25 protein-coding genes are annotated in these 21,805 nt (G+C 65.2%); 11 read left to right on the top strand and 14 right to left on the bottom strand.

What is annotated here, in order from left to right; genetic code table 11:
• Positions 1–141: 141 nt before the first annotated feature.
• On the top strand, positions 142–942 hold the full coding sequence (locus tag ACFDR6_RS30905; RefSeq protein ID WP_375860685.1) for a thioesterase family protein: 801 nt from the start codon (positions 142–144) through the stop codon (positions 940–942).
• On the opposite strand, the gene ACFDR6_RS30900 is transcribed toward ACFDR6_RS30905, so the two are convergent.
• Positions 930–1,754: a helix-turn-helix domain-containing protein gene (locus ACFDR6_RS30900; RefSeq protein WP_375860684.1), complete on the bottom strand. Its 825-nt coding sequence runs from the start codon at positions 1,752–1,754 to the stop codon at positions 930–932. The genes ACFDR6_RS30905 and ACFDR6_RS30900 overlap by 13 nt on opposite strands.
• Positions 1,755–1,794: 40 nt before the next feature.
• Positions 1,795–2,616, bottom strand: a complete 822-nt coding sequence (locus tag ACFDR6_RS30895) for a helix-turn-helix domain-containing protein (RefSeq protein WP_375860683.1) — start codon at positions 2,614–2,616, stop codon at positions 1,795–1,797.
• Positions 2,617–2,717: 101 nt separating this feature from the next.
• On the opposite strand from ACFDR6_RS30895, the gene ACFDR6_RS30890 reads away from it, so the two are divergent.
• Together ACFDR6_RS30890 and ACFDR6_RS30885 are read left to right on the top strand one after the other, a co-directional pair.
• Positions 2,718–2,948: a hypothetical protein gene (locus ACFDR6_RS30890; protein ID WP_375860682.1), complete on the top strand. Its 231-nt coding sequence runs from the start codon at positions 2,718–2,720 to the stop codon at positions 2,946–2,948.
• Between the two features lie 35 nt (positions 2,949–2,983).
• On the top strand, positions 2,984–3,382 hold the full coding sequence (locus ACFDR6_RS30885; RefSeq protein ID WP_212081698.1) for a hypothetical protein: 399 nt from the start codon (positions 2,984–2,986) through the stop codon (positions 3,380–3,382).
• Between the two features lie 153 nt (positions 3,383–3,535).
• Here the strand turns inward: ACFDR6_RS30885 and ACFDR6_RS30880 are convergent, their stop codons facing one another.
• Entirely contained in the window at positions 3,536–4,108 is a 573-nt protein-coding gene (locus ACFDR6_RS30880) for an SET domain-containing protein (protein ID WP_375860681.1), read from the bottom strand.
• A gap of 164 nt (positions 4,109–4,272) precedes the next feature.
• Between ACFDR6_RS30880 and ACFDR6_RS30875 the strand changes: the two genes are divergently transcribed.
• Complete coding sequence (locus tag ACFDR6_RS30875) at positions 4,273–4,878, top strand: hypothetical protein (protein ID WP_212081914.1); 606 nt, start codon at positions 4,273–4,275, stop codon at positions 4,876–4,878.
• Here ACFDR6_RS30875 and ACFDR6_RS30870 read toward each other — a convergent pair.
• Complete coding sequence (locus ACFDR6_RS30870) at positions 4,875–5,354, bottom strand: DUF6321 domain-containing protein (RefSeq protein ID WP_375860680.1); 480 nt, start codon at positions 5,352–5,354, stop codon at positions 4,875–4,877. The two genes, ACFDR6_RS30875 and ACFDR6_RS30870, sit on opposite strands and share 4 nt — an antisense overlap.
• A gap of 202 nt (positions 5,355–5,556) precedes the next feature.
• Positions 5,557–6,288 (bottom strand): TetR/AcrR family transcriptional regulator, encoded by a 732-nt coding sequence (locus ACFDR6_RS30865; RefSeq protein ID WP_375860679.1) that lies wholly within the window; start codon positions 6,286–6,288, stop codon positions 5,557–5,559.
• 105 nt (positions 6,289–6,393) lie between these two features.
• On the opposite strand from ACFDR6_RS30865, the gene ACFDR6_RS30860 reads away from it, so the two are divergent.
• The 5 genes from ACFDR6_RS30860 (at position 6,394) to ACFDR6_RS30840 (ending at position 10,271) form a co-directional block, all read left to right on the top strand.
• Positions 6,394–7,791 (top strand): carotenoid oxygenase family protein, encoded by a 1,398-nt coding sequence (locus ACFDR6_RS30860; protein ID WP_375860678.1) that lies wholly within the window; start codon positions 6,394–6,396, stop codon positions 7,789–7,791.
• 142 nt (positions 7,792–7,933) lie between these two features.
• A complete protein-coding gene (locus ACFDR6_RS30855) occupies positions 7,934–8,191 on the top strand; it encodes a hypothetical protein (RefSeq protein ID WP_375860676.1) in 258 nt (85 codons plus the stop codon).
• Positions 8,192–8,371: 180 nt separating this feature from the next.
• On the top strand, positions 8,372–8,926 hold the full coding sequence (locus ACFDR6_RS30850; protein ID WP_212081707.1) for an inner membrane-spanning protein YciB: 555 nt from the start codon (positions 8,372–8,374) through the stop codon (positions 8,924–8,926).
• Between the two features lie 107 nt (positions 8,927–9,033).
• A complete protein-coding gene (locus ACFDR6_RS30845) occupies positions 9,034–9,330 on the top strand; it encodes a hypothetical protein (RefSeq protein ID WP_375860674.1) in 297 nt (98 codons plus the stop codon).
• Between the two features lie 20 nt (positions 9,331–9,350).
• The gene (locus tag ACFDR6_RS30840) at positions 9,351–10,271 is read left to right on the top strand and encodes an SH3 domain-containing protein (RefSeq protein ID WP_212081723.1); all 921 of its coding nucleotides are present in this window, start codon (positions 9,351–9,353) and stop codon (positions 10,269–10,271) included.
• Between the two features lie 259 nt (positions 10,272–10,530).
• Here ACFDR6_RS30840 and ACFDR6_RS30835 read toward each other — a convergent pair whose 3' ends face one another.
• On the bottom strand, positions 10,531–12,186 hold the full coding sequence (locus tag ACFDR6_RS30835; protein ID WP_375860672.1) for a fumarate hydratase: 1,656 nt from the start codon (positions 12,184–12,186) through the stop codon (positions 10,531–10,533).
• Positions 12,187–12,398: 212 nt separating this feature from the next.
• Here ACFDR6_RS30835 and ACFDR6_RS30830 point away from each other — a divergent pair, with 212 nt between their 5' ends.
• A complete protein-coding gene (locus ACFDR6_RS30830) occupies positions 12,399–12,872 on the top strand; it encodes a hypothetical protein (protein WP_212081727.1) in 474 nt (157 codons plus the stop codon).
• 302 nt (positions 12,873–13,174) lie between these two features.
• Positions 13,175–13,348, top strand: a complete 174-nt coding sequence (locus ACFDR6_RS30825) for a hypothetical protein (protein WP_212081729.1) — start codon at positions 13,175–13,177, stop codon at positions 13,346–13,348.
• A 92-nt stretch (positions 13,349–13,440) separates the two neighbouring features.
• On the opposite strand, the gene ACFDR6_RS30820 is transcribed toward ACFDR6_RS30825, so the two are convergent.
• From ACFDR6_RS30820 to fliE, 8 genes are all read right to left on the bottom strand, one after another.
• Positions 13,441–14,145, bottom strand: coding sequence for a glutathione S-transferase (locus ACFDR6_RS30820; RefSeq protein ID WP_212081731.1), 705 nt, complete (start codon positions 14,143–14,145; stop codon positions 13,441–13,443).
• Positions 14,146–14,339: 194 nt separating this feature from the next.
• Positions 14,340–15,035, bottom strand: coding sequence for a lectin (locus tag ACFDR6_RS30815; RefSeq protein WP_212081733.1), 696 nt, complete (start codon positions 15,033–15,035; stop codon positions 14,340–14,342).
• A 146-nt stretch (positions 15,036–15,181) separates the two neighbouring features.
• Positions 15,182–16,177 (bottom strand): Tim44 domain-containing protein, encoded by a 996-nt coding sequence (locus ACFDR6_RS30810; protein WP_212081735.1) that lies wholly within the window; start codon positions 16,175–16,177, stop codon positions 15,182–15,184.
• A gap of 284 nt (positions 16,178–16,461) precedes the next feature.
• Entirely contained in the window at positions 16,462–19,041 is a 2,580-nt protein-coding gene (gene cckA, locus ACFDR6_RS30805; protein WP_375860671.1) for a cell cycle histidine kinase CckA, read from the bottom strand.
• A gap of 154 nt (positions 19,042–19,195) precedes the next feature.
• Positions 19,196–20,275 carry a flagellar biosynthesis protein FlhB gene (flhB, locus tag ACFDR6_RS30800; RefSeq protein ID WP_212081739.1) on the bottom strand — a complete coding sequence of 360 codons (1,080 nt, stop codon included), beginning with the start codon at positions 20,273–20,275 and terminating at the stop codon, positions 19,196–19,198.
• 12 nt (positions 20,276–20,287) lie between these two features.
• Positions 20,288–21,058: a flagellar biosynthetic protein FliR gene (gene fliR / locus ACFDR6_RS30795; RefSeq protein ID WP_212081741.1), complete on the bottom strand. Its 771-nt coding sequence runs from the start codon at positions 21,056–21,058 to the stop codon at positions 20,288–20,290.
• A 17-nt stretch (positions 21,059–21,075) separates the two neighbouring features.
• Positions 21,076–21,339, bottom strand: coding sequence for a flagellar biosynthesis protein FliQ (fliQ, locus tag ACFDR6_RS30790; RefSeq protein WP_018321865.1), 264 nt, complete (start codon positions 21,337–21,339; stop codon positions 21,076–21,078).
• A gap of 140 nt (positions 21,340–21,479) precedes the next feature.
• Positions 21,480–21,794 carry a flagellar hook-basal body complex protein FliE gene (gene fliE / locus ACFDR6_RS30785; RefSeq protein ID WP_212081743.1) on the bottom strand — a complete coding sequence of 105 codons (315 nt, stop codon included), beginning with the start codon at positions 21,792–21,794 and terminating at the stop codon, positions 21,480–21,482.
• Between the last annotated feature and the right edge of the window lie 11 nt (positions 21,795–21,805).

Genomic DNA, 21,805 nt, shown 5'->3' with positions numbered 1-21,805 from the left:
GGTTCGCCGGAAGATAAGCCGAACCGGACACGACGCAAGGCACCGGTCCTGCATGGCTCACGACTTCACCTCTGCGGTTATTGCGACAGGTCCCGCCGGCCCGGATACTCGCGGCCACGATGCAGCCGAGGAGACACCGCAATGAGCGCCATTTTCAGGCCGGAAGGCCATCAGTTCCGGGCCACGGAGCACGCCGGCGGTCCGTGGTCGCCGGACATGTTGCAGGGAAGCGCCACCACTGCGCTCATGACCCGCGAGGTCGAGCGTCTCGCCGCCGAATCCGGCTTCGCGGTGCGGCGCCTGACCTTCGATCTGTGGCGGCCGGCAGGCCTGCGCGCCTTCAGGACCATCAGCGAATTGCTGCGCGACGGCCGCAAGGCCAAGACCTTGCAGGTGCGGCTGATGGACGGCGAGACCGAGATCGGCCGCTGCACCGCGCTGCTGACGGCGCCGAGCGCAGGCTCGCCCGTCGATCCCTTTGCGAGGCAAGCGGCGGCCGACAAGGCGCCAGAGGCGGGCGTCCCGCCGCCGGCCTTCGCGCAGAAATGGAGCCGCTATTTCCAAAACGTGTCGGTGCGGCTGATCGAGGGCGCGCTGGAAAAGCCGGGCCCGGCGGCCGCCTGGATGCGGCTCGACTCGCCGCTGGTCGAGGGCGAGCCGAACACGCCGCTGTTGCAGGCGGTGCAGGCCGCGGACTTTTCCAGCGGCGTCGCGCAGATCGTCGACATGCGCGAATGGACCTTCATCAACCCGGAGATCAGCCTCTATTTTTTTCGTCCGCCGGAGAGCGAATGGATCCTGATCCGTGCCGCCACACGCGTCGGTGCCAACGGCGCGGGCCTCACCACGGCAACACTGAGCGACCTCAAGGGGCCGTTCGCGGAGGTGATGCAGGCCATGAGCTTTGAACGACGCGACGCCATGCAAGCTCAGGCGTCCTGAGCCGAGAGCGCGATCAGGGCGGCCTCGGATACGGCATCAACAGGCATGAACATCTCGACACGAAGCTCCTGCAGCGTCACGTCCTGCGGCGTGCCGAGCGTCAGCACCGCGCCAATCAGGCCGATGCCGACCTCGCCCTTGCGCAGGCGCACCTCGCAGAGCGGTCCCGGCACGGCGTTGTCCTCGATCCCAAGCATGGGAAGCTCCGGCAAGCGCATCAATTCGCGCCAGGTCGATTGCAGGGCCTCATCGAGCGGCGCGGCCATCGCTTCATGGCGCGCCCGCGCAAGCAGCGCTGCCGCAACAGTCGGCCAGTTCTCGACGAAAGGCTTGAGCTCGTTCGGCGCGAGAAACATGCGCATGTGATTGAGCGGCCGCTGCATGCGCTCAGAACCGAGCAGCATGGTCATCAGGCGCGAGGCGGCGCGATTGGCCTGCTTTACGTTCCAGCGCCGGTCGGTCACGATCGCGGGGAACGGCTCGTGCCGTCGCAGCAGAAGATCGACGGCGCGCCGCGCATCGGCAAGCTCGGGCGCGGCGAGATCGCGCTCGCCATATTGCCGGGCGAAGCCGCCGGACTCGAGCAGCGCGTTGCGGTCGCGCAGGGATAAATCCAGAGCGGATGCGAGTTGCAACAGGATGTCTCGGCTCGCCGCGGCCTTGCCGGTCTCGACATGGCTCAGATGCTTGACCGAGATGCCGGCCTCGAACGCCAGCTCCGCCTGACTTAGCGCGCGGCGCATGCGCCAGGCGCGCAGGAGATCGCCGACCGGGTTAGCCGGCCGCAAGGACCGGGAGGAGCGTGTGTCCATCGGCAGATTATGCGGGGGGCGCTCCCGCCTGTAAACGCCGCTATGGCAAACCGGCCGCCATCTGCTTCAGCCGTTCGGCGGTGCGCTCGTCCGCCGGAAAGAAGGTCTCCAGTGCCAGCTCCGACAGCGTGATGTCGACGGGCGTGCCGAACACCATGGTGGTGGAGAAGAAGCTGAGGATCTCGCCCTGATGCCGCAGCTTGAACGGGATCGCGACATTGTCGCTCGACAGCGGCGCCGAGCGCGCGGGAATGGGATAGCTCTTCAGGTCGTTGTAGAGCTTGATCAGCTCGGGATCGGCGGTCGCCTCGCATTGCCGGTGCAGCCGCTCCAACAGGTGCCCGCACCATTCCGCGAGATTGACGGTGCGAGATGCCAGCGCCTCCGGATGGAAGGCGAGCCGCAGCACGTTGAGCGGCTGGCCGAGCAGACGCTGCGGGATGCCCTCGAGCAGCGGCGCCACCATGCGATTGGCGGAGATCAGGTTCCAGTGCCTGTCCACGGCCAGCGCGGGATTGGGCTCGTGCGCCCTGAGGACGAGGTCGATCGCCTGGCGGGCTGATTTCAAGGCCGGATCCTCCAGCTGGCGCTGCGGGAATGCCGGCGCGTAGCCGGCGGCGACCAGCAGCACGTTGCGTTCGCGCAGGGGCACGTCGAGACGCTCGGCGAGCCTAAGCACCATGTCGCGCGAGGGCGCGGCGCGGCCGGTCTCGACGAAGCTTAGGTGACGTGCCGAGATCTCGGCCTCACCGGCCAGATCGAGCTGGCTCATGCGGCGGCGCTGCCGCCATTCGCGCAAATGATCGCCGATATGGATCGACTGGCTGCGTTCGGCCTGGGCCCTGGATGCGTGTGCGTTCATGACCCAAAACCTATCATGCGGATTTCAGCCCTTCCATTACCCGCGAGGTAATCGAATTGGCCCGCGGGTCGGCGCATCTTCGGTTGCAACAGGAGATGACCATGATTGCGCTGCTGCTCTACCGGACCGTCGCAGACCACGTCGTGCCCTGGGCCATGGCATTCGCAACCCGGATGCTGGCGCGTAGTCTCAACATGCCCGAGCCGCTCGTGCATTCGACCGGCGATTATGTCGTCGCGCGGGTCATCGCCTTCGAGCACGGCGTCGGCAGGGGCCTCTGTCCGTACCGCCTCGCCCGCCTCGTCCGCGCCTGGTGGCGCGGATTGCGCTGACGTCCCTTCCCCATCCTCAACCAAGGAGAACCACGATGATCGAAGCATCCACCTTCCTGCGCCGCGCCCTGCTCGCCGATGCCGTCTTCAGCGGCGTCGCCGCGCTCGGATTCACTTTTGGCGCAGGCGCCTTCGCGGCGCTGTTCAGCCTACCCGAGGCGCTGTTGCGCGAGACCGGCTTGTTCCTGATCGCCTATACGGCGCTCGTCGGCTGGCTCGCCTCGCGCGCCGCGGTGCCGAAGCCGCTCCTGCTCCTCGTCATCATCGGCAACGCCGCATGGACGGTCGGCAGCATCGGCCTGCTGCTGTCCGGCGCGGTGTCGCCGAACCTTGCAGGCGAGCTGATGGTCGTGGCGCAGGCCATCGCCACCGGCGTGTTCGCCGAGCTGCAATATGTGGGATGGCGCAAGAGCGGGACTGCGGTCGCGGCGTGATGGCTCTCGTGTCCCGGACGCGCTGCAACGCTTTTGGCGTTGCGGCGCAGGGCCGGGACCCAGATTGCACGAATCCCTGCGGGCGATGGGCCCCGGCTCTGCAGCGCACCGCCGAAGGGGCGCTGCGCTGCGTCCGGGGCACGATAGCGTAGGCTATGCGCGCGCGCCGTTCTTCTTGCCAACGGCGTGACCGTTGAGCTTCTTCTTTTTGACAGCCTTTTGCTTGACGCCCTTCGCGCCCGCCTTCTGCGCCTTGCGCTCGGCCCGCGCCTTTACCTTGGCGGCTTCCGCCCGCGCTTCGGCGCGCAGCTTCTTGCGCTTCTTCTCGCAGGAGTCGCACTTGCAGCCGATCGGCTTCAGATAGGCTTTGAAATAGTCGGTGCCGTAATCGTAGTTGATCTCATCGCCCGGCTCGATGTTCTTGATCGCGCGGATGAAAACCTTGCGCTCGCGCGGGCGGACGTCGGATTCCGCATTGGGACGGCAGGAATGGTTGATGTAGCGGGCGAGGTTCTTGCGCACCGAGCCGTCGATGGTCCAGCGCCCGTTGAGCTCGAACAGATATTTGTTCTCGATCTCGTCGTGGGCGGGAATCCGCGAATCCAGGATCGGTCCGTAATAACGGATGATCCGGGTGCCCTTCTTGATCGGCTTGGTGGCGAAGAGGCCGAGTCCGGTCTTGGAGCGGCCGACGCGATAGGGTTTGTTCGACGATGTGGCTGGCATGATCAAATAAAGGAGGACGCGAACGAGGCTGGAAGGCCCAAAGCGAAGCCGCTCTTCTAGAACGATTCCGCGCCGCTGTCAGGTATATCCCGCCCCTGTTTGAACCTTGCCCACAATGAAGACGTCTGATGGTACGAAGTTCCAGTCCCGTCAAAGCCCTCCTGATGAACCACGTCACCCGCACAGGCCTCGCTGCCTTGATGATTTGTATCGGGCTCAACAGCGCCAGCGCCCAATCCATGGGCAGCACCTACACCTCGACGGCGCCAAAGAACTGCCGCCAGGTTGGCAAGCCCAGCGAGCTCGACGGCAGCACGACGCGCATCTGTCCGGGCAAGGACGGTCTCATGGTGCTGATCGCCGAGGACGATCTTCGCGAAATCGTCTCCGTCGGGCGCAACCGCAAGAAAGCGGCGGAGGAACCTGCGGCCCAGGTCTGGTTCGGCCCGTTCAATTCTTCCGAGACGACCATCGAATGGCGCGCCATGGACGCAAAGCCGTTCGCGATCATCCAGCGCTGGCATATCGCCGACAGCAGCGATCCCGACAAGCAGGGGCGGCCGAACACCAGGGCCATGCTGGTCGTGACCCGACTGCCGCCGGGCGCGGTCTGCCATGTCGCCTATGTCGATGCGGCCGCCAATCCCACCGCCAATGAGCTCGCACGCAAGGCCGCCGACGATCTCGCCCGCGGCTTCACCTGCGGCAAGGACGAGGTGAAGATCATCGGCACGCGCGGCCGCGCCGTCGAGCTCGCGACGATGCGCTAGCCTCTCGCCTTGGCGCGCCGATAGCGCGCCAGCAGCCGTTCTCCCTTGGCCGCGATGCGCCGCGCCGCCGCCACCGTTTTCGGAACCGGTTCGCCCCAGGCATGCGCCGACAATGCGTGGCGGGTCGGCTGCCCCTCCGCATCGACCAGCGGCGGCAGTTTCGTGCGGCCATAGAAGCGCACGGCCCAGCTGCCTTTCCGCCGCATCTCCTGCGGAGTCATATCTGATTCCTTCTTGGTGACGCCGGGCCGCAATTGGGCGCCCTGCTTGCGCGCAAACGCCTTGCGGCCCGCCGCGGTCAGGCCGCCGCGTGGATCCCTTTCGCGCGCGGATGCGCTGCGCTTGCGGGTCTTGGCTTTCTTCGTGGTGCGCTTGCGGGTCTTCTTCGCAGACGTCTTCGACTTTGCTTTTGACGTTTTCGACCTTGAAGTTTTCTTGGAGCTCTTGGTCTTGGAGGATTTCGTCTTCGCTGCCATGCGCATGTTGTCCACGAGGTTGGGATAAGAGCGACCAGCGCGGCGGGCGCGCGCTTTTGCCGCCGATTTCTGCGCGGGACTGAGATGCTTTGAGGACTTGCCGGCCCGCTTGCGGGGATTCGAGCGTTTCCAGGGAGCACAAGCTGTTTTTGCCATGCGGCGTCAACGCCTGATCACGGCAAGAGTTGCGCAGGTCCGTCGATCAGCAGCTCGGCAGCTTCGCCGTAACGGGCGCGGTCAGCATCGCCTCCAGGAGCCGCTCGGCCGTGGTTCCTTCCGGCAGCCGCTCCAGAATATCCTTCAGTCGGCCGTCGAGCAGAAGCGTGGTGAAGCCGTGGACCATGGACCAGGCCCGTGCGATCGCGGCGCCCTGGTTCAGCGTCAGCGCGTCGCCGCTGATCTGCTCCTGCCGCATCATGCCGACCGCATTCGCAAGTCCGGCGAAGGAGGCTTCGGCCGCCTCGTGCAGCGAGGGCCTGGAATAATCGAGCCGCTCGGTGCGGAACATGATGCCGTACATGCCGGGATGAGCCTGCGCGTAGGCAACATAGGCTTTCGGGCGCGCCAGCGCATGCTCGAGCGGCGTGGAGGCGGCATTGGACGAGGCAGCCATCGCGTCGTTGAACTGGCGGAAGCCGATCGCCGCAAGCTCGCTCAGCAGCCCGGTGAGGTCGCCGAAGTGATGGGTGGGGGCGGCATGCGAGACGCCCGCCTCGCGCGCCACGGCGCGCAATGTGAGACCGGCGAGCCCATCGCGTTCCAGCACCCGTTCGGCGGCCTCGAGCAGCCCCTCGCGCAGGGCGCCGTGATGGTACGGCGTCTCGGTCTTCGCGCTTCCCGCGCGGCGTGGTGCACGCGGTGCCGCGATCGAGGCCGCTCTTCTGGGGGCGCGCGAGCTTCGCGCGGTGTCGCTCTTGGTGTCGGTCTTGCTCATTTGCAAGCTATATGACGCAATATTGACAGTGTAAAGATTTCGCTTGACTGATGCGGCAATCGGCGCTATCTCATCTTTACGATGTAAAGATAGGGAGGATATGCCGTGCAGCACGACTCCGTCACCGAGCGCCGCAACAATATCGCGCCGATCCCGTTCGAAGCGGACGCGCCCTTTCTGAAGATCATCGGCGAATTGCCGCGCGAGCTGAACGGCGTGCTCTATCGCAACGGCCCCAATCCGCAGTTCGAATCTCCCGGCGCGCATTGGTTCGTCGGCGACGGCATGCTGCACGCCTTCCATCTCGAGAACGGCCGCGCCAGCTATCGCAATCGCTGGGTCCGCACGCCGAAATGGCTCGCCGAGCACGATGCCGGCCGCGCCCTGTTCGGCGGCTTCGGCCGCAAGCTGCCGGATGCTCCCGCCGATCTCACCGATGGCGGCGTTGCCAACACCAGCATCATCTTCCATGCCGGCAAGCTGCTGGCGCTTGAAGAAGCGCATCTGCCGACCGAGATCGAGCCGGGCACGCTGGCAACCCGCGGCTATCACGATTACCAGGGCCGCGTCGCCGGCAGTTTCACGGCGCATCCGAAGATCGACCCCGCGACCGGTGAGCTGGTGTTCTTCGGCTACAACGCGGCGGGTCCGCTGACGCCCGCCCTCTCCTACGGCTCGATCGATGCCTCCGGCAAGGCGACGCGCTTCGAGCGGTTCGAGGCGCCCTATGCCAGCATGGTGCACGACTTCATCGTCACCGCAAACCACGTGCTGTTTCCGATCCTCCCGATTACCGGCAGCATGGAGCGCGCAATGAGCGGACGGCCGCCCTATGCCTGGGAGCCCGACAAGGGCGCCTATGTCGGCGTGATGAAGCGCAACGGCACGGCCAAGGAGATCGTCTGGTTTCGAGCTGAGGCCTGCTACGTCTTCCACGTCATGAATGCGTGGGAGGACGGCAACCGCATCGTCGCCGACGTCATGCAGTTCGAGGAGGCGCCGCTGTTTCCCCATCCCGACGGCCGTCCAACCGATCCGGAGAAGTCGCGCGCCCGGCATTGCCGCTGGACCTTCGACCTCTCAGGCAATACCGACCGCTTCCAGCAGACCTATCTGGACGATCTCACCGGCGAATTCCCGCGCATCGACGACCGCCGCGCCGGGCTGAGAAACCGTCACGGCTGGTACGCCTGCGCCAACCCGCGGCTGGCGATGTTCGGCGCGCTCTCCGGGGTCGTCCATGTCGACGGCTACGGCCGGCGGCTCGGCCATTATCTGCTGCCGGCCGGCGACACCATCTCCGAGCCGGTGTTCGTCGAACGATCGAAGGATGCGACTGAGGGCGATGGCTGGCTGCTGGCGGTGATCTGGCGCGCGCGGGAGAACCGCAGCGACCTCGCCGTGTTCAGCGCCACCGACGTCGAGGCGGGCCCCGTCGCGCTGGTGCAGCTCGGCCACCGCGTGCCCGATGGTTTTCACGGCAATTGGGTGGGAGCGGCATAGGAGCTGTCATTCCGGGGCGCGACGAAGTCGCGAGCCCGGAATCCATTGGCAGCATTACGCGTAGCGAAATGGATTCTCAGGTGCGCAATTGCGCACCGTAGCTCGACGCTTCGCCTCGCCCGGAATGACGGAAGAGTTTCACATGCCCTCGATCACTGCAGATTGCCTCGCCGTCCTCGTCCTGACCTGCGCCGCGCTCACGCCGCAGATGGTGCGGCGGCCACCGGGCGGACAGCCCATCTTCAACGGCGGCATCTTGCTCGTCGCCGGCATCCTGATCGCCGGCACGCTGCCGCTTCTCTCTCGTCTGCCCTGGGCTGCCATCGCCGAGGAGGCATCCGAGCAAGCGCTCGCTGCGATTGAACTCTTGCAGGCTGCCTACATCATTTTGACATTGTAAAGATTGCACTTGACCGGCCGCATCGGTGTTGGCGGGTACCGTCCCGGGCTGGGGTCTCGCGGCCGTTTTCGCCATCCGCAATAGGGCCATCTATTCACAAAGTGATATCCCGAGTATCGCTGGACCAAGTATGGTAGATCCACCCGCGCATTGCCCAACGCCCCGCTGAACAGGATCACGATGAAAGACGTCTTTGCCCGTCTCGGCTCCGATCTTTTCTCCGCCATCCTCTTCCTGGCCGTCTACCTCATCACCGACAATATCGTCCTGGCGACGGCGGTGGCGATCGCCGGCGCGTTCGCGCAAGTGATCTATGCCCGCGTCAAGGGGCAGCAGCTCAACTACATGACCTATGCGAGCCTTGCGCTCGTCGTTGGACTGGGCGCGATCACGTTGCTCACCAACGATGCCCGCTTCATGCTGGCAAAGCCCGCGATCGCGCATTTCGCGATCGGCCTCATCATGCTCAAGCGCGGCTGGATGCTGCGCTACATGCCGCCGATCGTCGTCGAGACGGTTCCGGAATATGTGACCGCCGCGGGCTATGCCTGGGCGGCGCTGATGTTCGTGATCGGCGCCGGCATGATCGTGGTCGCGTCCACGGGCGATCTGAAGCTGTGGGCGTTCTATCTCACGGTCGTCGCGGGCGGTGGCAAGATCCTGGCCTTTGCCCTCCAATACGTCGTTCTGCGCCTCATCGTCAGCAGCCGCCGGCGTGCCGCTGCCCGCGCTTAAATGCCTCCAATGCAGGGTTAGGCAGCCGCGCCGAGTTGGGTTATAGGCTCGCCTCAGGACTGGCCGCGGATCGTCGCGGTCCGCCGGGATTTGTTCGGGAGACGGGAATGGCCGTGGACGGCAACTGGAATCTGACCATGACGACGCCGATGGGCGAGCGCCAGGCGACGTTGAGCCTGAAGGCTGCGGGCGGCACGCTCACGGGCACGCAAGGTGCGGAAGGTAATACCGCCGAGATCTTCGACGGCACCGTCTCCGGCGACAACGTCTCCTGGAAGGTCTCGATCACCAACCCGATGCCGCTCACGCTCGAATTCACCGGTACCGTCTCGGGCGACAACATCAGCGGCGAGATGGACATCGGCCCCATGGGCAGCTTCCCGTTCACGGGCGCGCGGGCGTAACGCCCGCGCGCTGCATGAGCATGCATTGGCTTCGCCTCGTCGCGGCAACGATCCTCTCTGTCGCGACACAAGCGGCGATTGCGGACGACAACGAACCGGCGTGGCGCGCAAGCGCGCTCGCCTTCGTTCCCGCTGGTTATGTTGGAGGCACGGCTTATCGAACAGAAGGCACGACGGGTTACCTCGCCGTCTATCCCGCAACCTCGAACGATCCGAAGACTCCGGCCAGCGTATTCGCTGTGCGTCAGAGTCTCGTCGTCACGCTGACCCCGGATGCAACCCGCGCGGTCTCAGCCGAATTGAAGTCGCGCTCCGAGCCGGCCCCTGACGGCGACGAGACAGATTTCGCTAAACTGCACGCCGAGCTCGCGGCAAAGCGCAAAACCCTGCCCGACGGCACCGAGCCCTGCGCTCTTGGCGCGTGGTCCATCGATAAGGATCCGAACGGCCTCAACGTGCGCGCGGAGCCTTCGGTGAAAGCGCACGTGCTCGGCATTCTGCCCCCGCCGTACCGGCTGAAGCTCGGCGGAGCCGAGAACACGCCCGAGGGCGGCTGGCTGACGGAATTCCGCATCATCGGCTTCCGGGATGGCTGGTTCCTGATCGAAGGCGCCAAGCCGCCGGGCAAGGACTACGAGGACGAGAAAAGATATCCGCGCAACGCGCCAAAGCCCTATGCCGGGCGCGGTTGGGTCGCGGCAAACAAGGTCGGCGCCAGCTATGCCAATGGCTCCGCACGTGCGGGTGGGCTGTTTCAGGCGCCCTTCGTCGACGCCAAATGGACGCCCGCCCAGCGCGAGCTCGGCGGCCCGATCGACAGCGACGGCGGGCCAAAGCGGCTTCTCGCCTGCAGCGGATATTGGGGACTCGTCGAGAGCCATGACGGCGTCCGCGGCTGGTGGCGCGCGTTGTGCTCGAACCAGGTCACGAATTGCAGCTAAGCATCCGATTACCTCGCTCCGCAGCGGCAGAGCGGTCTGCAGGTACGCGTGGCGAGGGCTGAGCAAGCGCCTCGTCCTTCGAGACGACCGCTTCGCGGTCTCCTCAGGATGAGGCTGAGCTGCGTCAGTGTTCTTGGCCGCGACCGCGTACTCCGCCCTCATCCTGAGGGCCCGCCAACGGCGGGCGTCTCGAAGGATGCGCCGCAGGCAAGCTGCGCCCAAGCCGGTCGTCCCGCCCCAAGCATGGGCGAGCGAAGCGCTAACCCAAATTCAACTCCTTGAAGAAGTCGTTGCCCTTGTCGTCGACGATGATGAAGGCCGGGAAGTCGACGACTTCGATGCGCCAGATCGCTTCCATGCCGAGCTCGGGATATTCGAGCACCTCGACCTTCTTGATGCAGTGCTCGGCAAGGTTCGCCGCGGCGCCGCCGATCGAACCGAGATAGAAGCCGCCATATTTCTTGCAAGCCTCGCGCACGGCCGGAGCGCGATTGCCTTTGGCCACCATCACCATCGAGCCGCCGGCAGCCTGGAACTGGTCGACGAAAGAGTCCATGCGGCCGGCCGTGGTCGGGCCGAACGCACCGGAGGCGTAGCCTTCGGGCGTCTTGGCGGGGCCGGCATAGTAGACCGGATGGTTCTTGAAATAATCCGGCAGCGGCTCGCCCCTCTCCAGCCGTTCGCGCAGCTTGGCATGGGCGGAATCGCGCGCCACGATCATGGTGCCCGTCATCGAGACCCGCGTCTTGATCGGATGCTTCGAGAACGTCGCCAGGATGTCCTTCATCGGCTGATTGAGGTCGATCTTGACGACCTCGCCGCCGAGCGCCTGTTCGACCTCAGGCAGGTACTGTGCCGGGTTGTGCTCGAGCTCCTCGAGATAGACGCCGTCTTTGGTGATCTTGCCGAGCACCTGACGGTCGGCCGAGCAGGACACGCCAAGCCCGATCGGCAGCGATGCGCCGTGACGTGGCATGCGGATCACGCGCACGTCGTGGCAGAAATATTTACCGCCGAACTGCGCGCCGACGCCGAGGCTTTGCGTCATCTTGTGGATTTCCTTCTCCATCTCGACGTCGCGGAAGGCGTTGCCGTCGGGCGAGCCGTGTGTCGGCAGCGCGTCGAGATAGCGCGCGGAAGCGAGCTTCACCGTCTTCATGCACAGCTCGGCCGAGGTGCCGCCGATGACGATGGCGAGGTGATAGGGTGGGCATGCAGCGGTGCCCAGTGTCAGGATCTTCTCCTTCAGGAACGCGAGCAGTCGGTCCTTGGTCAGCACCGAGGGCGTCGCCTGGAACAGGAAGCTCTTGTTGGCGGAGCCGCCGCCCTTTGCCATGAACATGAACTTGTAGGCGTCATCGCCTTCTGCGTAGATCTCGCACTGCGCCGGCATGTTGTTGGCGGTGTTTTTCTCCTCGTACATCGAGAGCGGCGCGACCTGCGAATAGCGCAGATTGCGGCGCAGGTAAGCATCGCGCGCGCCTTCCGACAGCGCAGCCTCGTCGTCCCCGTCGGTGATGACGTTGCAGCCCTTCTTGCCCATGATGATCGCAGTGCCGGTGTCCTGGCACATCGGCAGCACGCCGCCGGCGGCGATATTGGCGTTCTTCAAAAAGTCCAGCGCGACGAACTTGTCGTTCGGGCTCGCCTCGCCATCCTCCAGGATGGCGCGGAGCTGCTTCAGATGGCCGGGCCGCAGGTAATGATTGATGTCGCCGAAGGCCGCCTCCGACAGCGCCCGCAGCGCCTCGCGCGACACCACCAGCATGTCCCTGCCCAGGACCTTCTCGACCCGGACGCCCTCGGCCGTGATCTTCTTGTAGGGCGTCTCGTCTTTGCCCAGCGGGAACAGCGGGGTGTGCTTGTAGGGCGGAACCGGCTTGGACTGGTCGGGGAAGGCGGTCGGAGCGTTCATGGGGCGAATCTCGGGGTTTTGGAGCCCTGGCGGGGCCTCGGCGTAGAAGCGTTCTAAGCCCATTTTGAACGGAAAGGGAAGGGAACGGCGCGCATAGGGGAGATCGGCTCGGGCTCAGGAAGGCGTTGGTACAGCACGTGGAAAGGCCCGCGCCCGCCCTTGCACTCCGGACGCGACGACGGTTGAATGCGCGCGCTAAGGGGCTTTTCATCATGACATTGAAACTGAACGTCCGCGGCGCGATCCTGGTCGCCGCCGCAATCACCGGCCTTGTGACCCTCGCCTCGCCCGCGCGCGCCGACCGCTGCGATGACAGCGTCAAGGAGCTGGCGGCCCAGATCGATCGCCTCAAGGTGAACTTTCGCGCCGCCAACGTGGTCTATCTGACGCACCCGGCGGCCAAGGAGCTGTCGGTCGGCTGTCGCGGCGACAAATATTCCATCGAGCTCTATGCCAAGGGCGATCGCAAACCCGCGCCGGAGTTCTATGCGCTGGTCGGGTCGATGGCGGCGATCGTCTTCACCGTGACCAAGGACGACACCACGACGGGCGCGACACGCTGCCTGAAGCGGATGGGGCTGCTGCGCGGCGACAAGGTCAGCATGCGTTATCGGCGGCTCAACATGGAATGCACCCGCACCAAGAAGGACGCGTCGATCGCCATCACGCGCGGCAAGGACGAATAGGCGGGTTCTTTTCCTCCACACTTGCTGCCGACACGGTGCACGTGTGGCGCGACGCTGCCTGCCACATGCACCGTCATTGCGAGCGAAGCGAAGCAATCCAGTTGTCTCCGCGGAGGGACTGGATTGCTTCGTCGCATCCGCGCAATGACGAGGAGCGATGTCGTCGTGTCTCGCGTGAACGGCACGTGCGGGAGATGACCCGTCTTGCCGCGCCAAATCCCTCGCATTTTAGCGATTGCCTTGAAGGAATTTTCGCTCCTCACGGCGCAGGCTGAATTGTTTCCATGTGTGAGGATTTGCGGATGAAGGTTTCTACCGTAGCGCCGCCGCCGATCGCGATCGTGGTTCCGAACTACGACACGACCAGGCAGCAGGACGATCAGACCAAGGTCAAGGACGAGAATCCGACCTTCAAGCCGCAGCCGCCTGCGCCGCTGCCGCCGGGTCAGGGCACGCGGATCGATCAGCTCGCCTGATCAGGCCTGCCGAAGCTGAAGCGCCCGATCCGGTCGATCGGGCCGTTCGCGCGTCCGCACATGGTATGCCGGAACGCTGCACCGACCTTCGGCTAACCATCCAGCTCGCGATAGCGGCGGAAGATGCCCTGCTCGTTGAAGGGAATGCGGCGTCGGCTTTCGAGATAGGCCTTGATGTTCGGCCGCGCGGCGACCCGATCGTGCAGGCTGACGAGGCCCGGAATGTCCGCCTCGAACGCCGTCATGCGCTTGGGGAAGGCATAGCGCAGCCCCGCGACGATCTGGAACAGAGACAGATCGACATAGGTCAGCCTGCGGCCGGTGACATAGGCGCCGCCATTCTCGTCGAGAAGCTGCTCGAAATAGCCGAGATATTTCGGCACGCGCTCGCTCCAGAAATCGGCGGTGCGCTTCTTCGCCGGCGGCTTCTGGTCTTCGTAATAGAGCGAGGGCCCGAGCGGATGATGCGTGTCGTGGATCTCGACCACGAGGTCGCTGATGGTGAGCTGAAGCTGGTGCACCCAGAGCCGGCCGGCTTCCGTCTTGGGCGCAAGCCCGTGGCGAGCGCCGAGATAGAGCAGGACATTGGCGGTCTGGCCTATGACGAGCTTGCCCGCTTTCAGGAACGGCGGCGCAAAGGGGGGCGTACCCTTCGCGTCCATCATCTTCATCATCGCAGCCGTGCCGCGCGGTCCGCGCGCGACGTCGACGTAAGCGGTCCCCGCTTCCTCCAGCGCCAGCCGCACATATTCACCGCGGCCCTGGATCTCGGGCCAATAGTAGAGCTCGTATTTCATGAGAGAGGTCCGTGAACGTGAACGCGTACGGACCAATGTAGCATGCGGCTCGGGGTTCCGTCAGAGTGAGACGGAGCGTTCGCGCAACCCGCTCGTCATTGCGAGCGCAAGCGAAGCAATCCAGACTGCCTCTGGGGAAAGACTCTGGATTGCTTCGTCGCTTCGCACGAGCGGAAAGAGCTTCGCGCCTTTATTCAATTCGCGGCAAAACAATAGAGCAGCCCGTCGCCGCCGGTGCTCTTCAGATCGGCCTGCGAGCAGCCGCCCTCGGGACCGCGCGAGGGATGCGAGCTGTTCCAGGACTTCGACGGTTCGTCGTCGCGCAGACCTCGCCGATCGGCATGGCCGACGACCGCGGCGCCTTGCGTGCTCGACGTCCAGTTCTTGCAGGTCTTGTCGTCACCGGCGGCGAACGCGGTGCCGTCGGGTTGCGTTCCCGTCAGAATGTCGTGCCGGTTCGGCGTATCGCCGGCGCCGTTGATGACCTCTCCCTTCTCGCTGAGCGCCGTCTGCTTGGTGAGGTTGTTGGCCGCGCCGTGCAGTTCGGCAACGTCCTTGGCGATCACCGTGCCCTTGGCGTTCTGCCACGGTCCCTTGCCGATGCGGTCCTTGGCATTGACGGCCGGCTTGCCGTCGGCGGCCTGCGTCGAGAGATAGGCGCGCCAGGTCTTCGATCCGGCGCCGCCGGCCTGGGCAAGCTTCTGGCATTGCGCGTCGGCTCCCTCGAGGCCGCCGAGATCGGCGCCCTTGCCCGGGCCGCTGGAGGTCACGAAGAACGTCATGTCGGCCGACTGCGCCTGCGCGGATGGCGCCGCCAGCAAGGCGGTTACAAATACGGCCTTGGCCAGCGCAAGGCCCGAAATCGTCACGGTTCTGTCGATGCGGATCATGTTGTCCTCCCGTTGTGTTTTGTCGTTGGCCGCTTCATGTCAACCCGAGGCGGGCCTGCTTATTCCCGATGCGGCAATACAAGAGGCCCCAAAGAAAAAGGCGCCGTGCGGAAGCACGGCGCCTTGGTTTCTCATTCCGAGAGCGATCAGTTGGTCTGCTGGATCGCCGACAATTCCCAGCCGCTGCCGGGCCGCCGGGCAAACGTCCAGACCTCGGTGACTTCGCCCGGCTGCTCGCTGCCGGCGACGACCGTGCCGCTGTTGCGGTCCAGCGTCTTGTCGGTGAGCGCAAAGCGCAGCGCCACCGTGGCGTAGTCGGTCTCGCCTTCGCGCCAGGCTTCGGCGAGGTCGCCCTGCAGAAGCTTGACGTCGGTCACCTTGTTGACGACGTTGCGCGTGCGGTTCTGGGCGAGGTCCTGCTCGAAATAGGAGACCATCTCCGGCGTCGCGAGCGTGTGCAACTTGGCCACGTCCTCGTTCGACCAGGCGGCCTGGATCTCGCCGAGCAGACGCTCGAACGACTCGTAATCGTCAGGCTTGATCTCGAGCGGCGCGTTATTGGCATTGGCGCCGAAGCCGAAGCCGCCGAGGCCGCTGCGCTGGTTCGGCTGCGGTCCGGGAGCTGCACCGGCGTCGGCATTGGCGTAAGCCGGCTGCGGCGTGTGACGGCGCTGCCACCAGGACATTGCCAGCCGCACCACCAGCACCACGAGCACGATCTGGATGATCAGGCCCAGGATCGAGGACAGGCCGCCGAGGCCGCCGAACAGGCCGCCGCCGAACAGCATGCCGAGCAGGCCGGCACCCAGGAAGCCGGCCGCAAGGCCGCCCATGAAGCCGCCAGCCTTGCCGAACATGCCGCCACGCGCGGGCGCGGCAGCAGCCGAGTTCATCCCTGCGCCCGGCTGGGTGTAGGTGCGATTGAATTGCGAGGCCGAGCCGGGCGCCGTCGTGGTCGGGGGCGGAGCCGAATAGGTGCGCGAGCCGCGTGAACCCGACGAGCCGCCTCCGCCGACGCGCGCATCGGCGGACGAGATCGCCAGCGCAGTCGGCAGCGCAAGCGCCAGCACGACGGCCATCGTCTTGAAGAGATTGCGGGAGCGTAGCGAGAGCTTCATGTGCGTTTCCCAAATCCCCGGCATGGGGACGTGCTCCTAAGATGGGCAGACTTCCCGAAAAGTGAAGCCGGTTTCGGGACCTATGGCTGCGGCCCTCAGTCGCGGGGATGTGGCAAAAGCCCATATTTGGCGGGGGTTTGGCCGGATGCGCGAGGGAACCGTGGCCACCGGTTACCGGCGGTTTTTCCGCTCTTTCCCCGTCATTGCGAGCATAGCAAAGCAATCCAGACTGCCTCCACGGAGACAGCCTGGATTGCTTCGTCGCAAGCGCTCCTCGCAATGACGGAGAACGGGGCGAGAGCGCTCCCTCACCCCTGCTTCGTCATCGTCTCCTTCACCGCCGCCACGAGCTGGCTGAGCGTGAACGGTTTCGGCAGGAAATCGAACTGCTGGCCTTCGGGCAGGCTCTTCTCGAAGGCATCCTCTGCATAGCCGGAGACGAAGATGAACTTGATGTCGGGATTCTTCTCCCGCATCGCCTTCAAGAGCGTCGGGCCATCCATCTCGGGCATGACGACGTCGGAGACGACGAGATCGATTCCGCCGCTCTGCTCCTCCAGCACTTCCATGGCCTCGACGCCGTTCTCGGCTTCGACCACGGTGTAGCCGCGCGAGCGCAGGCCGCGTGCGTTCAGCGCGCGCAGACCCTCTTCGTCCTCGACCAGCAGGATGGTGCCCTGCCCCGTCAGATCGGTCCGCGGCTTGGCCTCGACGGAAGCGGCTTCCTTCGCAACACCGTTGGTCGCGCCGGCCGCAGCCGCCGGCTGCTCGACCTGCACGTCGGGCTCGGCATGGTGGCGCGGCAGGAAGATCTGGAACGAAGTGCCCTGCCCCGGCTCGGAGTCCACGTAGATGAAACCGCCGGTCTGCTTGACAATGCCGTAGACCGTCGAAAGGCCAAGGCCGGTGCCTTTGCCCACTTCCTTGGTCGAGAAGAACGGCTCGAAGATCTTGTCGCGGATATCGGCGGGAATCCCGGTGCCGGTGTCGGAGACCTCGATGCGCACATAATCCGCGGCCGGCATGCCCTTGTAGGCGAGCTTGGCCGCTTCCTCGGTGGTGACGTTGGCGGTGCGGATGATCAGCTTGCCGCCGTCGGGCATGGCGTCGCGGGCGTTGACCGCGAGATTGACGATCACCTGCTCGAACTGGGAGACGTCGACCTTGACCGGCCAGAGATCGCGGCCGTGGATGGTCTCGTGCTTGACCTTCTCGCCGATCAGGCGGCGCAGCAGCATGGCTAGATCGCTCAAGGCATCGCCGAGATCGAGCACCTGCGGCCGCAACGTCTGGCGCCGCGAGAACGCCAGCAGCTGCCGGACCAGCGTCGCAGCGCGCGTCGCGTTCTGCTTGATCTGCATGATGTCCTGGAACGACGGGTCGGTCGGCTTGTGGGCGTTCAGCAGGAAGTCGTTCGCCATCATGATGGCGGACAGCACGTTGTTGAAGTCGTGGGCGATACCGCCGGCGAGCTGGCCGACGGTCTCCATCTTCTGCGACTGGTTGATCTGGTTCTCCAGCGCGCGCCGCTCGGTGGTCTCAAGCATGTGCACGATGGCGGCTTCGGCCTCGTTCTCGGCCGCGTCGACCGGCGTGACGAAGAACTGGCCCCAGCGCTCCTTGGTCCCCTCCAGCGCCACCTCGACGGGAGCAATGTCGGCCCGGCCTTCGGCGGCCTGGTTGATGGCCGCGATCAGCAGGTGCCGGTCGCGAGAATTGACCGCGCGGAAGATCGACTTGGAAGCGCTGTCGAGTCCGAGGGCCTGTCCGAGCTTGGCATAGCGAGCGTTGGCGCGCACCACGTTGCCGCCGCGATCGACGGTCGCGATCGCCATCGGCGTGTGGTCGAAGAAGCGCATGAAGCGCACTTCGGCGGCGCGGTCGGGATCGCTGCGCTCGTCGCGGGCGCGGCTGATCACGAGCGTGCGCGAGGGGCCGGGCGCGCCGTCGGCGCCGAAGGCGAGCTTGTGATAGAGCCGCACGGGCATGGTCTTGCCGCTGCGGATGCGCAGATCGATGTCGAAGACCTCGGTCTTCACCTCGCCCGGCACCGCCACGATCGAGGTCAGCAGCGAGGCGCCGTCGCCGGAAACGATGTCGGTCAGCTTCAGGCCGCCGGAGCCGATCTCGGCGAGATCGTAGTCGAGCCAGTTCGCCAGCGTCGCGTTGACATAAGCGAGCTCGCCGGCCGGATTGACCGAGAAGAAGCCGCACGGCGCGTGATCGAGATATTCGATCGCATGCTGGAGCTCCTGGAACACATCCTCCTGACGCTCGCGGTCGCGGGTGATGTCGGCGATCGACCACACCGCGTATTTCGACTCGCGCCTGCCCGTCCCGAGCGGGCGCACCCGCATGCGCAGCCAGCGGCCCTGGCTGCCGTCCTGGCCGGAGATGCGCACCTCTTCCTGCTGACGCTTGCCTTCGCGCGCGGCTTTCAGCAGCCGGAACACGGCTTCGGAGACATCGGGGTTGCCGATGAAGACGCGTTCCACCGGGCGCACGTCCTGCGGGCCGGAGGCGCCGGTCAAGGTCAGGTAGGCTGCATTGGAATAGACCACGTGGCCGCGGGCATCGGTGACCGCGAGCCCGTCGAATCCATGATCGGCGATCCGCCCCACGACGGGATCATCGAGACTGCGGTCGGCGAAGCGGATGATGCCGGCGGCGAAGGCGAACAGGTTGAACAGGCCGACCATGGCCAGCACGGCGAGGATGCCGAGAATATAGGGCTGCGCCTGCGCGCGCCCCAGCGTCATCAGCCCGACGGCGACGGCGACGAGGCCGGCGGCCACTAGCAGCACCAGCGCAATGCTGCCCGAGCGCGGCGACGGCTCGTGCGCCGCAACGGGCTCGCGTGGGAGGTCGTGGTCGGTCTCGGCTGTCATCTCAAGCTGGCGCGGCCTGTCGGCAGAGAATCAACGCGCCACGGGGCGCGTGGGGTCCTCCCTGCCTGAATCGGACCCTGAGGTGCAAGGGCAGCAGAGGCGAAACGTACGCTGATTCCCAGATTACGGCCATTTCCGGTATTTTTCTGGTGTTTTATCCCCGCCCCGCGCTGAATCCGCGCTTCAGCCGCATGACGTAGCCGATCACCTCGGCGACCGCATGATAGTGCTCGGTCGGGATTTCCTGGTCGATCTCGACGGTGGCGTAGAGCGCGCGGGCGAGCGGCACGTTCTCCACGATCGGGATGTCGTGCTCGCGCGCGATCTCCCGGATCTTGAAGGCGAGGTTGTCGACGCCCTTGGCGACGCAGATCGGAGCCGTCATGCCCCGCTCGTAGGACAGCGCCACCGAGTAGTGGGTCGGGTTGGTGATGATCACCGAGGCCTTGGGAACCGCCGCCATCATGCGCTTCTTGGCGCGCTGCTGCCGGAGTTGCCTGATCTTGCCCTTGATGTGCGGGTCGCCTTCGGACTGCTTGTACTCTTCCTTGATCTCCTGCAGCGACATCTTCTGGCGCTGGAACCAGCTGCGGTACTGGAAGAAATAGTCGGCGATGGCAACGATCGCGAGCGCCGCGACCACGGCGCCGAGCAGATGGATGGTCATGCTGGTGGTGGCGCCCAGCATGGCGGACGGATCGAGCCTGACCATCGCCTCCATGCGGTGCCGCTCCGGCCACAGGATCATGGTCATGACCACGGCGAGCAGAACCAGCTTGCCGACGCCCTTGAGGAAATTGGCCGCTGCCTGCTTGCCGAAGATGCGCTTGAAGCCGGCGCCGGGCGATATCTTGTTGAATTTCGGTTTCAGGGATTCGGCCGACCACACCAGGCGGTGCTGGAGCATGTTGCCGGCGACGGCCGCCAGCATCAGCATCAAGAGAGGCACGCCGATCGCCGCGAGAATGGCGATTTCGATCTGCTGCATCAGTGCAAGCAGGGCCTTGCCGTCCGTCTTGATCATCCAGGAATTGGCGAGCAAATTGCGCATCGGCGTCAGCAGCCCGCTGCCGACCGAGCCGGCGAAGGTCGAGACGACGAGCGTGCCGCCTGCCATCATGAACCAGGTGTTGATCTCCTGGCTCTTGGCGACGTCGCCGCGTTCGAGAGCGTCATCGAGACGCTTTTGTGTGGGGTCTTCTGTTTGACTTTCGGGATCGTTGTCTTCAGCCACCGATGATCCCCGTCACTTGAGCGGCATCAATTGGTGCATGACACCGATGAAGTAATCCAGATACGTGCCCATCATCGCCGTGAGCACTACGGCGAGCACCAGGAAGCCAGCAAAGATCGAGAGCGGCACGCCGACGAAATACACCTGCATCTGCGGCATCAGCCGCGCCAGGATGCCTAGCCCAATATTGAAGACGAGGCCGAACACCAGGAACGGTCCGGAGAGCTGCAGGCCCAGACTGAATGCGGCGGCGAAGGCCCGCGTCGCCAGCGAGGCGACGTCGCCGCTCGAGACGGTCTCGCCCGGCGAGAAGATCTTGTAGCTGTCGTTCAGTGCGGCGATCACCAGATGGTGGCTGTCGGTGGCGAACAGCAGCGTCACGCCCAGCATGGTCAGGAAGTTGCCGACCAGCACGCCCTGCTGCCCCTGCGTCGGATCGACCGAGGTGACGAAGCCGAGTCCCATCTGCTGCGCGATGACGGAGCCGGCGACCTGCAGGGCCGAGAGCGTCACGCGGGCGGTCGCGCCCAGCACGATGCCGATCGCGATCTCGTGCAGCATTAGGACCAGGAGCGGCGCCAGCGAGCCCATGTCGACCTGGTAGGCGTTGCGATGCAACGGCAGGATGACCAGCGTGAGCAGCAGCGCGATCGACAGCTTGATCCGCGTCGGAATATTGGTCTCGCCGAGGCCGGGCAGCAGCATCACCATCGCGCCGACCCGGGCGAAGACGAGCATGAAGGAAGCGGCGAGCGCCGGCAGCAGCGAGACGTCGATGCGCATAATTGACGCATCTTGCCTCAGCCGCCGATGATTCGCGACGAGATCCGCAGCATGTGGGCGTGGAGGGCGTCGGCCATGAACGGCAGCGCCAATAGCATCGTGGCAAAGATGGCCAGGATCTTGGGCACGTAGATCAGCGTCTGCTCCTGGATCTGCGTCAGCGCCTGGAACAGCGACACGATGACGCCGACCACCAGACCGACGACCATCAGGGGCGAGGACACGATCACGATGGTCCAGATCGCATCGCGCGCGACGTCGAGAGTCTCGGGGCCGGTCATGTGGAAATTCTCACTCTGAATTGTTTGTGGTCATTCCGGGGCTCGCGAAGCGAGAACCCGGAATCCATTGAGCGTCAGCGTTGGTCGAACCATGGATTCCGGGCTCGCGACTTCGTCGCGCCCCGGAATGACAGCGGTGATTAGATCGGCATCTTCATGATGTCTTCATACGCCGCGATCACGCGGTCGCGGACCGAGACCAGCGTGGACACCGCGACGTCGGTGTCGGCGACCGCGGTCACCACGTCCATCACGTTGGCCTTGCCGGAGGCCATCGCGACCGTCTGCGCATCCGACTTGCGGCCGGACTCCATGACGCTGCCGACGGCGTCCTTCAGCATCGAAGCAAAGGATTGCCCGCTGGCCTCGGTGCCCTTACCGGCACCAGCGCCGCTGTTCTCCAGCACGCGGGCGAGGTTGGCATAAGCGTTGGCGGCGACTGTCGGTGATGCCATGGCTCAATTGT

Origin of the sequence: Bradyrhizobium tunisiense (assembly GCF_042263385.1) — a bacterium.
GTDB classification, from domain to species: Bacteria; Pseudomonadota; Alphaproteobacteria; order Rhizobiales; family Xanthobacteraceae; genus Bradyrhizobium; species Bradyrhizobium tunisiense.
This window is presented reverse-complemented; position numbering and strand designations above follow the sequence as displayed.